The sequence below is a fragment of the Thainema salinarum CENA647 genome (assembly GCF_057732415.1).
This window is the reverse complement of sequence record NZ_JBYJZJ010000022.1, coordinates 5375873-5390818: the sequence shown is the minus strand read 5'-3', so window position 1 is coordinate 5390818 and position 14946 is coordinate 5375873. Positions and strand designations below refer to the sequence as shown.

The 14946-nt window shown below is 50.5% G+C and carries 14 protein-coding genes and 2 pseudogenes; 10 read left to right on the top strand and 6 right to left on the bottom strand.

Annotation, left to right across the window (positions count from 1 at the left end; all coding sequences use genetic code 11):
- Position 1: 1 nt before the first annotated feature.
- A complete protein-coding gene (locus AC286M_RS30305) occupies positions 2-1792 on the bottom strand; it encodes an ATP-binding protein (protein ID WP_488207934.1) in 1791 nt (596 codons plus the stop codon).
- A 153-nt stretch (positions 1793-1945) separates the two neighbouring features.
- Between AC286M_RS30305 and AC286M_RS30300 the strand changes: the two are divergent.
- Positions 1946-3163, top strand: a pseudogene (locus AC286M_RS30300) (IS256 family transposase).
- Between the two features lie 15 nt (positions 3164-3178).
- Here the strand turns inward: AC286M_RS30300 and AC286M_RS30295 are convergent.
- The 3 genes and pseudogenes from AC286M_RS30295 to AC286M_RS30285 all read right to left on the bottom strand — a co-directional run.
- A pseudogene (locus AC286M_RS30295) lies at positions 3179-3790 on the bottom strand (cache domain-containing protein); the annotation flags it as partial.
- A 193-nt stretch (positions 3791-3983) separates the two neighbouring features.
- A complete protein-coding gene (locus AC286M_RS30290; RefSeq protein WP_488207933.1) occupies positions 3984-5000 on the bottom strand; it encodes a BMP family protein in 1017 nt (338 codons plus the stop codon).
- Positions 5001-5003: 3 nt separating this feature from the next.
- Positions 5004-5141: a hypothetical protein gene (locus AC286M_RS30285; RefSeq protein ID WP_488207932.1), complete on the bottom strand. Its 138-nt coding sequence runs from the start codon at positions 5139-5141 to the stop codon at positions 5004-5006.
- Between the two features lie 356 nt (positions 5142-5497).
- Here AC286M_RS30285 and AC286M_RS30280 point away from each other — a divergent pair, with 356 nt between their 5' ends.
- From AC286M_RS30280 to AC286M_RS30260, 5 genes are all read left to right on the top strand, one after another.
- Positions 5498-6325: a GDSL-type esterase/lipase family protein gene (locus tag AC286M_RS30280; protein ID WP_488207931.1), complete on the top strand. Its 828-nt coding sequence runs from the start codon at positions 5498-5500 to the stop codon at positions 6323-6325.
- A 177-nt stretch (positions 6326-6502) separates the two neighbouring features.
- On the top strand, positions 6503-7714 hold the full coding sequence (locus tag AC286M_RS30275; RefSeq protein WP_488207930.1) for a 4-hydroxy-3-methylbut-2-enyl diphosphate reductase: 1212 nt from the start codon (positions 6503-6505) through the stop codon (positions 7712-7714).
- A gap of 131 nt (positions 7715-7845) precedes the next feature.
- Positions 7846-8139, top strand: coding sequence for a nucleotidyltransferase family protein (locus tag AC286M_RS30270; protein ID WP_488207929.1), 294 nt, complete (start codon positions 7846-7848; stop codon positions 8137-8139).
- A gap of 25 nt (positions 8140-8164) precedes the next feature.
- The gene (locus tag AC286M_RS30265) at positions 8165-8482 is read left to right on the top strand and encodes a HepT-like ribonuclease domain-containing protein (RefSeq protein WP_488207928.1); all 318 of its coding nucleotides are present in this window, start codon (positions 8165-8167) and stop codon (positions 8480-8482) included.
- A 2-nt stretch (positions 8483-8484) separates the two neighbouring features.
- Entirely contained in the window at positions 8485-8745 is a 261-nt protein-coding gene (locus AC286M_RS30260) for a hypothetical protein (RefSeq protein ID WP_488207927.1), read from the top strand.
- Positions 8746-8817: 72 nt separating this feature from the next.
- Here AC286M_RS30260 and AC286M_RS30255 read toward each other — a convergent pair whose 3' ends face one another.
- Both AC286M_RS30255 and AC286M_RS30250 read right to left on the bottom strand, forming a co-directional pair.
- A complete protein-coding gene (locus AC286M_RS30255) occupies positions 8818-9036 on the bottom strand; it encodes a hypothetical protein (protein WP_488207926.1) in 219 nt (72 codons plus the stop codon).
- Positions 9033-10814, bottom strand: coding sequence for a S8 family peptidase (locus AC286M_RS30250; protein ID WP_488207925.1), 1782 nt, complete (start codon positions 10812-10814; stop codon positions 9033-9035). The genes AC286M_RS30255 and AC286M_RS30250 overlap by 4 nt, the downstream gene beginning before the upstream one ends.
- A gap of 215 nt (positions 10815-11029) precedes the next feature.
- On the opposite strand from AC286M_RS30250, the gene AC286M_RS30245 reads away from it, so the two are divergent.
- From AC286M_RS30245 to ftsZ, 4 genes are all read left to right on the top strand, one after another.
- Positions 11030-11461, top strand: a complete 432-nt coding sequence (locus tag AC286M_RS30245) for a hypothetical protein (protein ID WP_488207924.1) — start codon at positions 11030-11032, stop codon at positions 11459-11461.
- Between the two features lie 81 nt (positions 11462-11542).
- Entirely contained in the window at positions 11543-11842 is a 300-nt protein-coding gene (locus AC286M_RS30240; RefSeq protein WP_488207923.1) for a hypothetical protein, read from the top strand.
- A 550-nt stretch (positions 11843-12392) separates the two neighbouring features.
- A complete protein-coding gene (locus tag AC286M_RS30235) occupies positions 12393-13235 on the top strand; it encodes a cell division protein FtsQ/DivIB (protein WP_488207922.1) in 843 nt (280 codons plus the stop codon).
- 404 nt (positions 13236-13639) lie between these two features.
- Positions 13640-14842 carry a cell division protein FtsZ gene (gene ftsZ, locus AC286M_RS30230; RefSeq protein WP_488207921.1) on the top strand — a complete coding sequence of 401 codons (1203 nt, stop codon included), beginning with the start codon at positions 13640-13642 and terminating at the stop codon, positions 14840-14842.
- Positions 14843-14946 lie beyond the last annotated feature (104 nt).

Sequence of the window (14946 nt, the reverse complement as noted above, 5' to 3'; positions counted from 1 at the left end):
CTTAAACGTACTGTTCTACTAGGTGGAGGATGGCCTCATCCTCAAAATCTTGGGCCAGTTCCAGCAGCCGATTGGCAAATGCTTCATATTCAGGCGCGAGTGCTTTCAGTCGGTTTGCTTCTTGCTGAATTTCGGCCATAAATCCGCCCTGCGCAGCTTCGTAGAGAGCAGCCAGCTCTGCCGCTGGAGGAACTTTCAGCTCTGGACTGGTGGATGCCGTCAAGTCAAAAAAGACCGTTTCAGCCTCTGGATCGCCTTCATAGACCCATTCCAGATTGAGGAATGTTTCCAGCTGCTGGAGCAGGGCATCAAACTCAATTGGCTTGGGAAAAAAGCTGCTACAGCCCGCATCCAAACTTTCCTGCTGCTCAACATGGGACAGACTAGCGGGTGAGGCAATGATGGGGATACTGGCGAATTCGGGCCGCAGCCGCAGCTTTTGCGTCATTTCTAACCCGGTCATCCGCGGCATGATCACGTCGGTAATAATCAAGTCCGGCTGCATTTGACAGGCTAGCTCATAGCCCCGCTGTCCATCTTCGGCTTCGATCAGGTCAAAGCCGAGCGGCTCCAGCATATTCACCAAGACAGAGCGATTTTCGGCATGATCGTCCACAGCCAAAATTGTGTAAGGCTGGCCGCGATAGCCAATAACCTTGGGCTTCTGATCGGCAGGAGCCATGTCTACCCAATCTTTGGCTAGGGGTAAGACAATCTCAAATGAGAATGTACTCCCCTGCCCCAGTTCACTCGTGACGACGATTTCACCGCCCATCATTTGGATAATTTGTTGACTAATCGCTAAGCCGAGCCCCGTCCCTTCTGCATTGCGATCGCGATCTCCGGCTTGCTCAAAAGCATGAAACACACGCTGTATGCGTTCGGGGGCAATGCCGATGCCCGTATCCTGCACCGTAAAGCGTAAGCGACAGACTGAAGCATCTTCGGCAGCAGTGTCCGAGGCCAGTGAATCCGCTGGACTCGGATCGACTCGAAACGTAACGGTGCCCGTATCGGTAAACTTAATCGCATTACTCAGCAAATTGAGCAGCACCTGCCGCAGCCGTTTATCGTCTGCATGAACAGCAGTGGGCAGATGGCTCGGCTCAGCATATTCAAATGCAATCCCCTTCTGCTTGGCTTTGACATGGCAAATTTCAGCCGTGCCCATGAGGAAATTCGGCAAGTGGAAATCCTGGGGATAGAGTTCCATCTTGCGCGCTTCAATCTTGGACAGATCCAAAATGTCATTAATCAGCGTCAGCAGGTGGGCCCCACACTGACGAATCACTTCCACCCCTTTTAATTGCTTCGGCGTTATGGCTGGATCGCGCTCTAGAATTTGGGCATAGCCTAGAATGCCGTTCAGCGGTGTACGTAACTCGTGGTTCATATTAGCTAAGAATTCGCTCTTGGCATGGTTGGCGGTATCGGCGGCTTCTTTGGCCGATCGCAGTTCTGCCGTCCGCTCGGCCACCCGCTGCTCAAGTTCTTCATTGGCCTGTTCTAGGACATTGAAGGCTTGCTTAACCTGCTGGGCCATTTGATTAAACGCCTGGGCCAATAGGCCAAATTCATTGCGCGATCGCACATTGACCTGGCTGTCGTAGTTACCTTGACTCATGTCAATGGCCGCATCGGTCAACCGCCGCAGGGGCAACGTAATCCGCCGCTCCAGCACCAGCCCGGCTGCGATCGCAACTAGCAGCAGTAGGATCGCCGAACCAATCAGGATGCTCAACATCTGATACAGCGGCGCGTAGGCTTCCCGCGTCGGCAGTTCTACCACCACATGCCAGCTGACGCTGGGAACGGGACTGACAGCACCTAAAACAGGTTTGCCCTTGAGTCCCCGATAGCGATAAACTTCCGGGATTGTAAATTAGATTGTGTCAAAGGTCAGAGATGAGATCTAATGAACTATTGAACCTAAGAGACTCGTACTATGACTTTTCGACCTGAACTCCTGGATGAATTGCTTAAAGGCTATCAGAATCCCGAAGACCTGCTGGGGGATGGAGGGATTCTTAAGCAGCTCACGGCGGCTTTGGTGGAACGCTGCTTGAATGCGGAAATGAAAACCCATCTGGACGAGCAACAGGCGGAGCCTGAAAGCGACGTCAAGCCAACTCGTAACCGCCGCAACGGCCACAGCAAGAAGACCATCAAAGGGGAGTTTGGAGAAGCTCAAATCAATGTTCCCCGTGACCGCAACAGTGAGTTTGAACCCATCATCGTCAAGAAGGGGCAGACCCGCTTCGAGGGCTTTGATGACAAGATCTTGTCCCTCTATGCCAGGGGCATGAGTACCCGTGACATTCAGGCTCAACTGCAAGACCTGTATGGCGTTGAGGTCTCAGCCGGGCTGATCTCGAACGTCACGGATGCGGTTGAAACGGAGCGTAAAATTTGGCAAAATCGCGCGCTCGACCCGGTTTATCCCATCGTCTATTTTGATGCCATCGTGGTCAAAGTCAGACAAGACGGGCGGGTGATCAACAAAGCGATTCACTTGGCGCTTGGGGTTAACTTGTCTGGCACCAAAGAACTCTTGGGGATGTGGATGACCCAGAACGAGTCTGCCAAATTTTGGCTTCAAGTGCTCACAGAGCTGCAAAATAGGGGTCTCAAAGACATCTTCATCGCTTGCTGTGATGGCCTCACTGGCTTTCCCGATGCCATTGAAGCGGTCTTTGCTCAAACCCAGGTGCAGTTGTGCATTGTTCACATGGTACGAAATTCACTCCGCTATGTGTCCTACAAAGACCGTAAGGCGGTTGCAGCAGACCTCAAGCTGATTTACACGGCCAGCACTGAGACTGAAGCAGAGCAGCGCTTAGTTGAGTTTGCCGAGCAGTGGGACCAGCAATATCCAACCATTAGCAGGTCTTGGCTTCATCATTGGCAGCGGATTATTCCCTTCTTTGCTTTTTCACCGGAGATTCGTAAAGCAATCTATACGACCAATGCGATTGAATCGATGAATATGACTCTTAGAAAGGTGATTAAAAACCACCGAGCTTTTCCAACCGATGAATCTGCCCTAAAAGTTATCTACTTGGCAATTCAAAATATTGCCAAAAAGTGAACCATGCCCATTCGCGACTGGAAACCCGCTCTCAACCGCTTCGCGATTGAATTCAGCGATCGCTTTCCAACTTGAGTTTTTACCTTTGACACAATCTATTTGACATACCCAAACTTCCCCCTCTTGGACATCGGCCAGAGCCTCTGCCCAAGCAGAACGGCCCATATCTTCTAACTTAAAGGTTTCAGCATTAGCTCCGGTTTGAGCAACAATGTAGCTGCGCTCATCCATAATGTAGACTGAACCCGTTTCACCCACCTCCGTTTGAGACACCACATACCAGAGAAAATTGAGATTGATCTTGGCAAATAGAACGCCATCAACTCGATCCGCCGCGTTGCGGATCGGAACCGCTAGCGTCACCATTGGAATATTCGTCTCAGGATCGATTTGCACCGGATCAACATATTCTTCCTGCTGCCGAAAGGCTCGTTGGAAAAGGGGTTGATCGGCTATGCTATTTGCTGCTACTTCACCGTAGGGTGAAATGGCAGTTATGACCTGTCCCTGGTTATTTGCGATCGCAATCAGTTCATAGGCATCGTTATGACGGGCTAATCCTTCCAGGATCTGCTGCTGTTGTGCCGGATCAAAGTTGGTTAAACCCGGCACGCGCGCCAGATAGTTCAGCTTGCGCTGGAGATCATCCAGGTAGTTTTCGATTTTGCCCGCCGCTAGTTCACTACGTTCTTCTTGCAGCATGACCAGCTGGTCTGCATAATCCTGAAAGCTCAAGTAGATGAGGATACTGCCAATTGGAATGACGCTCAGCAGCACCATACCCATCAGCCCCAACCGAATCTGATTGCTAATTGAGCGGAACCGCTGCCAGCCGTTCGCTACTTTGAGCGGTGTGAATTTGAATTTAGTTGACTGATTCATAACAGGGTTCGGCTTAGTTGGGCGAAATATCGATTTCTCCGGTCATGACCTGCTCACGAATATCGTTGAAGGTTGCTTCCTGTTCTGGAGTGAGCGAACCCCGGAATGGAGCAATATCATAAATGCCTTCCTTGAGCCCAAATTTGTACAGCTTGCCTTCCCAGCGTCCCTGCTGCATCAAATCGGCTGAATTAAAGACCAGCTTGGGAATATCCTGCAGCATGCTCGTAATGACGCGATCGGGAGCCAGTTCGTACTGATCCGTTGTCCAGCCAATTACGCGAGTTCCATCCCGCTGAGTAACCGCTTTGATTGCCCCGACCCCAGCTTCATCAGCATTAATCGCAAACACGTCATAGCCTTGGTCAGCTAATCCCAGCGCGACCTCTTTGCCAATTTCGCCATCTGTCCAGGTTTGCAGAAATTCCGTTGCTACTTCCAGATTGGGATTTGTCGCCAATGCGCCTTTACGGAAAAGCTGTGCTTCTTCTACATAAACGGGATAGTCGGCACCGACAATATAGGCCACCTTGTTCGTCTGCGTGGTCATTGCTGCTAAAACACCAGACAGATAACCAACTTCGCCAGATCGGAAAGCTACAGCTCCCAAGTTGCGGTTGTTGCCTGGATAGGTGGTGACAATCGCAAACTTGGTGCGAGGAAATTCATCCGCAATCTTCTCAGTAGGCTCAATGTACCCTCCACTGTGGGCAATGATGAAGTCATAGCCTTCTTCTGCATACTGCCGAAGCAACGGCTCTGCATCGGCATCACTAATTTCGCCTTTGAAGTCAACTGCGGCGTTAAATTCTTCTTTGATCATCTGCAAGCCGTTGTAACCTGACTCACTCCAACTGCCGTCATCTTGCGCGCCACTGGTGATCATGGCGACTCGAAAATTATCTGTAGATGATGGTCCAGTGGAAGTTTGGGTGAGATTTGGATCAGATCGACTACAGCTGAGGGTCAGCGTAAATGTCAGAACGGCCAGGAGAAAACTTGTGGTGATTGATTTAAAGCGCAACTGCATAGCTTAACCGGGGAATAGCGACAGGGTAATCGTGGAGTAAACCTTAAACAGAGAACGCACAATGCCGAATCCGCTTCTCAAACCGGATTGCATATGACAGGTATTAGGACGGTTATTCAGCCGCTCAAGTAACGGAGCCAAGCAAACAGCTGCAACGATGAAGTTACCTGGAAATTACGTAAATATGTAATAAGGATGTTCGATTACGTATTTACTTCCCGCCTTTTTTCTGCCTTTGGTTGGATAGACGTAGAGTACCCAATCCTATTTGTGGGCTAACAAAAAATATGGCAGAAGTCATGAATCCATGTACTCAAACTCACTGATACTTGTAACTTACGACCAAACATCTTTTGGGATAGATTTCTCTCAAGGTTTGATTACCGTTACAAGGCCATGCCAACCGGAGAAGATTGCTATAAAATCTGAGCCAATCCTCTCAATATGGATAGCTGCGTGTGTCTAACTCAGGTTGGCAAACTCAACTCATTCGATTGATGCTCATCCTCAGCGGGCTGTGCTTTGCTGGCATTGCTGGCTTGCTGCCTCGCCAAATTCGGCAGGCGTCTCAGCCAGAAACTGCGATCGCATCGCTCTCCACCGCTGAGGAAAACGCTGATCCATCGGCCACGTTATCTAGTACTGTTCCCCAGCTTGGGCCAAGGCATTATTTGGACTATGACCAGTGGACGGAGCTGCTGCGGCAGGAAGCCATTGCTATGCAAGAGCAGCAGCCTGAAAATCTCGCCATTTTGCTGGGCGACTCAATTAGCCTCTGGTTTCCGCCCGATTTGCTGCCCGATGGCTATACCTGGTTGAATCAAGGCATTTCCGGTGACACTAGTGAAGGCGTACTCGATCGCGTTCACTTCCTTGACCAAACCGATCCCGCTGTCATTATGCTGATGATTGGCATCAACGATTTGATTCAGGGCCAAGACCCCGATCAGGTGGTGCGCAATATTCGTAAGATTGTCCGCTACCTTAACTGGACACACCCCGATACGCCCATCATTCTCCAGTCAATTCTGCCCCACCAAGGCGAAACGGCCAGTTGGGAAGGCAAAGCGAAACTCGCTGCTTTGCCCAATGATCGAATTGAAGCCGTGAATGAACAGTTAGCTGCGATCGCGTCTGAACACGAAATTGAATTTCTCAATCTCTATCCCCTATTTGTTGGCAGTGATGGCTATCTAAAACCCGCTCTCAGCACCGATGGCCTACACCTGAACGAACAGGGCTATCTCGTCTGGCGCACTGCCTTTCAGCTCTACAGCCAGTTGGAACTATCTCAGGATGTTTCTGTTGCGAATGCTGAGCCTTAGTGTGTCTAGGACTTGGGCCTGAGTGCGATCGCAGCCCCTTATTCTTATCAAAAAGATGATTGAAGAAAGATACATGACACATGCCTTTCTTCAATTATCTTTTGTTTTTCATTTCAGTATGAATTGAAGACCTGAATTTGATAGGCTGATTATCAACGGCAACTTTACATGCATCCTATGGATACCAAAGCCTTTAAGCGTTCCCTCCAGCAGTCCGAACACTATCATCGGCGCGGCTTCGGCCACGAAGCTGCCGTTGCTGATCAGCTCCAAACCGAGTACCAGAGCAGCCTAATCCAAGAAATTCGCAACAACAACTACACCCTGACCCGAGGCGACGTTACCATTCGTCTAGCCGAAGCCTTCGGATTTTGCTGGGGCGTCGAGCGGGCAGTGGCAATGGCCTACGAAACGCGACAGCACTTTCCCACCGAGCGCATTTGGATCACGAATGAGATCATTCACAACCCGTCCGTGAATCAGCGGCTCAAAGAGATGAACGTCGGCTTCATTGAAGTGCGCGATGGTCAAAAAGACTTTTCCGTCGTGGAACAGGGCAATGTAGTGATTCTGCCTGCCTTTGGTGCCAGCGTCCAGGAAATGCAGTTGCTGAATGACCGTGGTTGCACCATCGTAGACACCACCTGTCCCTGGGTATCCAAAGTCTGGAACACCGTCGAAAAGCACAAGAAAAAGGATTTCACTTCAATCATCCACGGCAAGTACAAGCACGAAGAAACCATTGCCACCAGTTCCTTTGCGGGTAAGTATCTGGTCGTCCTGAACCTGAAAGAAGCCGAGTATGTCGCCAACTACATCCTGAACGGCGGTGATAAAGCCGAGTTTATGCAGAAGTTCAAGCATGCTCACTCGGAAGGCTTTGATCCCGATGTGGATTTGGGCTACATCGGCATTGCCAACCAAACCACCATGCTGAAGGGCGAAACCGAGCAGATCGGCAAGCTGCTGGAGCGCACGATGATGAAAAAGTACGGCCCAACTGAGGTCAATGAACACTTCCAGAGCTTCAACACCATCTGCGACGCTACCCAAGAGCGGCAGGATGCCATGTTCCAGCTCATTGAAGAAGACATCGACGTAATGGTCGTCATCGGTGGCTACAACTCGTCAAATACCACTCACCTCCAGGAAATCGCCGTGGAGCGGGGCATTTCCTCCTACCACATCGATAGCGCCGACCGGATTGGTGCCGATCAGCAGATTGAACACAAGCCACTGCACGAGGATTTGACGGTAACGCAAAACTGGCTACCCGCTGGCAAAATCACGGTTGGCATCACTTCTGGAGCATCTACGCCTGATCGAGCTGTCGAAGAAACCATCGCCAAAATCTTTGACCTAAAGGCGGCTCAAACGGTGATGGCTTAATCTTGTAGGTCGGGTTGAGCAACGCGAAACCCGACACCTCACCTATCCTGTTGGATTTCCTTCGTCAACCCAACCTACAAAAATACAGCTTGCGATCGCAAATTGACTTCAGGCTTGGGAGGAGCTAACCAATGCTGCGTAGACAAACAGTTTTAGACTTGTTATCCGAACATCGGGAGCAGCTACAGCAGTACTCAGTGAAAGCACTGTTTCTATTTGGCTCAGTTGCAAGAGATACCACTCATGCCAAAAGCGACGTAGATCTGCTGGTGGAGTTCGAGAAACCTGTTGGCTTATTTACGTTTCTGGGATTGAAGCGCTATTTAGAGGACATCTTGGGCTGCTCCGTGGATTTAGGCACACCTGCCTCTCTCAAACCAACTTTAAAGGAAACAGTGCTGAAGGAGGCAGTGCGTGCCTTCTAGAGGTTTCCTCGAAAGAATCCAAGACATGTTGGATGAAGTCGTCGAAATTCAGCAGTTTGTTGAAGGTATGACTTTTGCCCAGTTTTGTCAGGATCGACGCACATTGAAAGCTGTTTTGTACGGACTCGCTGTGATTGGTGAGGCTACAGCGACTATATTACTAGAAGTGGAAGCGGCCTATCCTGAAATACCTTGGTTAGATATTCGAGGCATGAGGAACGTAGCTATTCACGAATATTTTCAGGTAGACCTAGAGATCATCTGGGTAACCATTCAAGTAGACTTGCCAAGATTAAAGGCAACCTTGGAAAAAATTTTGCAAGACACATCTGAAGATAGTTAAAAATGGGTACTCAATCGACTGCGAAAACAATTTTTCTGCTGACCTCAATGGTGGGCTGGCTGTTGGTCGGTGGAGCACTGATGTATCTATCGCCGTTTATAATGAATCTGCTGCTGCCGTCCGATCGCACTCACCTCTGGATGGAAAACTTAAGTCGTGGTGGCTACAATCCGACACTGGCTTTGGTTGGCGGCGGTATCGTGTTCCTCATCACTGTCCTGGGCAATTGGATTTGGTATCAGCGGTTTGAGGGCAAGCTATAGGCTGTCTTAGCGGTATTCAAATATTCACAAAGGCGATTGGCACCATGCCAATCGCCTTTGTGTTTTTGCAACTTACTGGACTTCGTAGGATTCGATCTGCAACACGGGGCCAATCATGGCAAAGGTCATCACATCGTCGCGAACCTTGCCCGTCACCTTGACGCTGAGATCCTCCCGTTTTAGATCATCGGGTATGTCGTGTATTTCGTAGGTTTGATCGGCGGTTGCGAGTGCCCAAGTGCCCGATCCCATCGCAACTTTTTGGATTTTGCCTTCTAGTTTTAAGCTCATACAGGCTTCACCTCCGTTTTGGTGGCTAGATACGCCAAACCATAGCAGAGCAGCGCATTAAACGCGAGATACCCACGGGCGATTGTGCCCTGACCGAGCCACATTAAACTTGGATCTGCGATCGCACTTACGCCCAAGAACACCGCCATGCCCAGGCTCGTGCCAATCATGAACCACTTCCACTTAGAATGTCCCAGCAATAGGGCCATCAGGACAAAGGGAATTAACACGCTAGCAAAAAACGGATTCAGTAGACTGCTGCCTTGGATGACGTTACCCCATTCTGCGATCGCGCTACCCGCCACGCGGAATGGCCACTGGGGTAAATCCCAAATGTACAGTCCTCGGAACAGGAACAATCCCGTGCTGCCCATAATCAATCCCCAGGAGAGCGGCCACGTCCAGACCAGCGGTAAGTAAACCCGCAGCAGCCAAGCCAGTAGATATGAGCCAATCACCATCGCCAGTTTTGGTAATAGCGCGACAACACCACCGTCGAACCAGAACTTGAGATTGAGATAGCCATTTTCCACCAGCCAGCGGAAGAAATGGCGTAGGCTAATCTTGCCGTGACCCGCAAATCGCACCGCTTCTGATGCATTGAGTTGACCCGCGCCAAAGTGGTTAAACGTGTCGTTCTCGACTTTCTGTGATGATTCACGCAGGATTTCGTACACCTCGTCGGGCGTTTCAACACCTTGGGACTTAATCAACGCGGCTACACCCGCTACGTGGGGGGCGGCCATGCTGGTGCCTTGAAAGGCTGAAAATACTGACTCTCCGGTTTGGGGATTAATCGTGTTTTGCAGAATGCCGCCTGCTTCACCGCTGACCAGCGATCCCCCTGGTGCGGAAATATCCACGCCTGCGCCAAAGTTTGAGTAGGGAGCCTTTTGTCCGGTGGCATCCAATGCCGCAACTGCCAGAACGTGCGGATATCGGGCCGGATAAGACGCGGAGTTGCGCTGCTCGTTCCCTGCCGCTGCGATCACTACAACCCCTTTCCGATAGGCATACTCGGTCGCTGTTCGCAGCAAATCGGTATCGCCAGGGCCACCCAGACTCATATTGATCACGTCTGCCCCATTGTCTGCCGCATAGCGAATCGCTTCGGCAATGTCGGCCACGCTGCCGCCACCGGAACCGGAGAGGACTTTGAGTGGCATAATGCTGGCTTTGTGGGCGATCCCCGCCACACCATATTTATTATTTGTGGATTGAGCGATGGTTCCGGCGACATGGGTGCCGTGTCCGTTATCGTCCGAGGCATCCTCGCGATCGTTTACAAAGTCATAGCCTTTGACAAACTTGGTGTCCTTCAAATCCGGAACGCGACTCACACCCGTATCGATCACAGCGACGACAACGCCCTCACCTTGGGTCTCTTCCCAGGCTTTTTCCATACCGATTGAGCGCAGATTCCACTGCTTGCTGTAGTCGGGATCATTGGGAATTGCCAGCGTTGAATATTGATAATTTGGCTCAATGGCTTCCGTTTCTTTGGCCAATTCTGAGCGGCGCAACTGCTTGAGTAAAGCCTGATCCCCTTCAACTAAATAGAGATTTTCATCTGTTGAAAAAGAACTATTCAGCCGAAATGAAGTGCCATACTGTTTTGCGATCGCACTTAGTTCCTGCTCAATCTGCTCATTCGGAATATCATCGGCAAAGTTGAGGATCAAACTGTCATACGTGCCCTGATTGGCCAGTCCAGAATAGGACATCAGTGCCCAGAGCATGGCTCCCAAAAACAGCCCGATTAGTAACAGCTTTTTCATAGGTCGTGGTGTGTCAGTCTGCGGTGTGATGCGAAGTACGCTCCACCACGATAGCCCAGCACCGAGTGAATCAGCCACTCGTGGAATTCGCCGTTATGCGCCAATCTCAGGGACTTTGGGCACAATATCGAGCTGCGATCGCAATTCAGATTGCAAGATTACGTCACAAAATTACGCGACAATAGTGGCGCTGGCTGTTGGAGGGATCGCGCAATATGGAACGAGGTTTGATGTGGTTGCCGCTGCTGGGTTTGTTTATCTGGCTGGCTTGGGCGGGTTGGAATGAATACCAAAAAGTTGAAGCCTACAAAACCTGGGCCGCAGACTTTGAACGAGCCAAATACGATATCTACGCTGCGCTGGGTCAAAAAGCTGACCAACTGACCTGGGGATCGCCATCGCGCAAAGGGCCTGTGGATCTTAAAACGGTTTCACTGAAAGAGGTGGAGTCGATTAGCGTGAACGTGGATGGTCAAGAGTTTCCAATTCAGCTAGACGAAACATCTGATTTGCCCGAAAAAGGACGTAAAGTTGCGATCGCAATTCACCTCCCAAAGGAAACCGTATCCATCCCCTTTACCGATGCCGAACTCGCTGGCAAATGGGCACAACAGCTTGAACAACTGCGGCAGACGTATCGCCCCTAAATCTCTCCCTAGCAACAGGTCTTAGCCGCTCAGCATGATTTTAATAAAACAGACCAATTCACAAAACGGATGCTGAAGCCAATGAACAACACGACCGCTACGACCCTATTCGACCGCTTCTTCCGCGACGACAAAGGCGATATTGTGATTGCCCAACCGCCCAATCTGCCAATTCTGATCAGTTTTGCCGCCACTGCCCTGTACCTCTTCTCAACCAATAGTGCCCTAGAGCATCTATTCGGCGCGATCTCATTTGGCACCTTCTTTACCTGGTCTTGGCTAGAACTCTTCCAAGGTGTCAACTACTTCCGCCGCACGTTGGGATTGTTGGGACTGCTGGGTGCGATCGCATCCCAAGTTTACGGCTTTAATCTGCTCTAATTTCTGGCTTCGGTGATGGAGGGTAAGGCGTCAGGAAGGCTGTAAAGGGCTGTAGAGGCTGTAAAGGAAGTCGTAGGGTCTGTTGGAGTGAGGCGAGAGGAGTGAGAAGTTTTGAATGTTAAGTTTTGAATTGAGTCATACCAATCCTTTGTTAAGACTGCACTGAACTGAACAAGGGGCTTAAGCCCCTTGCCCTATAAATGTTGATTCTGTTCATCCTCAATTTGAATTGAGTCAAGCATTCAACACTCAACATTGAAAACTCAAAACTCGACTCTTACAGCCCTTTGTAGCCCTTGGTGCGTTTCGCTTTGCTCAACACCCTACAGCTCTTGATTACTCATCTCTCTCTTCCTGACTCCCTCGACTCCCCCTTCGCTCCCCTGCCCCCTTGCCCTTTGCCCCTTACAGCCTTTACAGCCTTTACAGCCTTTACACCCCCTCCCTTTGAATTTCCTGAACTCATCAACACAAGTCACCAACTTAGCGCTATTGTTATGGCTGCTAGATGAGGAGTCCTCATCACTGCTTCCTCACCTCATTGACTTAGATGACGCCCATTTCTCCCACCTCTCGAAATGAACTGACCGAACGGCGGCAGTCGCTGCGGCGGCAGCGGCGTTGGCGACTGCTGCAAAACCTGTGGCGAGCTTCTGCGATTAGCGGCATTGCAGTGGGTTCCGCTTGGTTAATGACGCGACCCGTGTGGCTGATTCGTCAACCCAGCCAAGTCACCGTTCAGGGCAATCAACTGCTATCACCCGAACAAATCCAGTCGCTGCTGCCGATTGACTATCCAAAGGCTCTACTAGAAATCGAACCAGAAGCCATCGAAGCGCAGCTAGAAACATTAGCGCCGATTGTTCAAGCGAAAGTCACGCGTCGCCTTTTGCCACCTCGGTTGGTTGTGCAGGTCGAAGAACGACATCCAGTTGCGATCGCACTACCAAAACAAACCGAGATTTCAGATACTATCGACCTGAGTGCGCTTGACCCCAATCAAACTGGCTTATTGGATGCCAGCGGTTTGTGGATGCCGCTGAGTCAGTTGGCTGAACTCGATCAAGCAGACGAATTACCTGCCTTACGCATCTACGGTTTCAGCGCCCAGCAAACTGCCCAACAAACCGAGTGGAGCAGCTTATATCAGCATCTACAAACTAGTCCCGTTCAGATCAAAGCTATCGATTGGCGCATCCCATCCAACCTGATTCTGCACACAGAACTGGGGATTGTGCATTTTGGTTCCTATTCATCCAGCTACTTTCCCAAACAAATCGAAGCGTTGAACCAGATGCGACAGTTACCCCAGCAGCTCAACGGCCAAACAATTGACTATATTGATTTGCGCAATCCCCAAGCGCCGAAGTTACAAATAATGACGAAAAATTAGCGATTCAACCGAAAGGATTGAGAGATCCTGAACAATCTTGCATTATGCAGGCTGAGCATAGTAACTTTTGATGACTCTCATGTGTTGATAGCGCTCATGCATTGAGCTGTTTTCTCTCTGTTGCTGTTTCTAGAGTTGGGGAATCCAGACTATTGTCTTGATCTGGCGGCATCAATTTGCAATCGCTTGGGTTTTCAGGGAACTTACCCTATATTTGACTAGAATCAACCCTGCCTAAAGTTACCCATTTTTCAGTCTCAATTTTTTTGACAACCCCAAAAATTCCAAAGCCGGAACATTGATTGATAGATAAGATGACCAATATAGATGACAACGCTTTTATTTATAACGAAAGCGATCGGCCAGAGAACCCATCTCCTATACCCATCGCAGCTGAAACGGCTATGGCATCCAATTCTAATAATCCTTTTACAAGCTCAAGCTTTAACTCCAGTCAGTCCCATGATGCGCGTTTAATGATGGGAGAAGATATGAGGGACGGTGATATTGTGCCAGGTAGCGTAGCCCGAATTAAAGTAATCGGTGTTGGCGGCGGCGGTTGTAATGCAGTCAACCGCATGATTTCGAGTGGCGTAGCTGGAGTTGAGTTCTGGGCAATTAACACAGATGCACAGGCTTTAACTAATGCGAGTGCCATCAATCGCCTCCAAGTTGGCCAAAAGCTGACGCGGGGATTGGGCGCAGGCGGTAATCCGGCTATTGGTCAAAAAGCGGCAGAGGAATCGCGAGATGAGATTGCCAGTTCGCTAGAGCAGTCTGACCTGGTATTTATCACCGCAGGCATGGGTGGCGGTACCGGAACAGGAGCCGCGCCTGTGGTGGCCGAGGTTGCCAAAGAAGTGGGTGCCCTGACCGTTGGCGTTGTCACTCGTCCTTTTACGTTTGAAGGTCGTCGCCGCACAGGACAGGCAGAAGAAGGCATTGAAGCGCTGCAAAGCCGGGTTGATACGCTGATCGTGATTCCCAACGATAAGCTGCTGACGGTAATTTCTGAGCAAACGCCCGTCCAAGAAGCGTTCCGGATTGCCGATGATATTCTGCGTCAGGGTGTGCAGGGCATTTCCGACATTATTACGATTCCCGGTTTGGTTAACGTAGACTTTGCCGACGTTCGCGCGGTGATGGCTGATGCGGGTTCGGCGCTGATGGGAATTGGTCAGGGTTCTGGCAAATCTAGAGCACGGGAAGCTGCGATCGCAGCTATTTCTTCACCGCTACTCGAATCGTCCATTGATGGCGCACGGGGAGCCGTATTTAACATCACGGGCGGCAGCGACTTAACGCTGCATGAGGTGAACGCGGCGGCTGAAATTATTTATGAAGCCGTTGATCCCAACGCCAATATCATCTTTGGTGCGGTGATTGACGATCGGCTCCAGGGCGAAGTCCGCATTACCGTGATTGCCACAGGCTTCACCGGAGAAGTGCAGGCTCCTCCAGCCGCACGGGTCGCACCGATTAGCCGACCCGCATCGCCTCCACCGCGACGCCCCATGCAAACTACACCTCAACCCGCCGAGGAACCCAAGCCGACCCGTCCAGGGCTAGATATTCCCGAGTTTCTCCAGCGGCGGCGACCTCGCTAATGGTGAAATGATTCAGTTGTGCCCGCTCGGCTGTTTCCTATCCGGCAAGATGCCTGAGCGGTAAACAAAGAAGCGTGGGTCAGTTTGAATTTGAACGTCAGGAA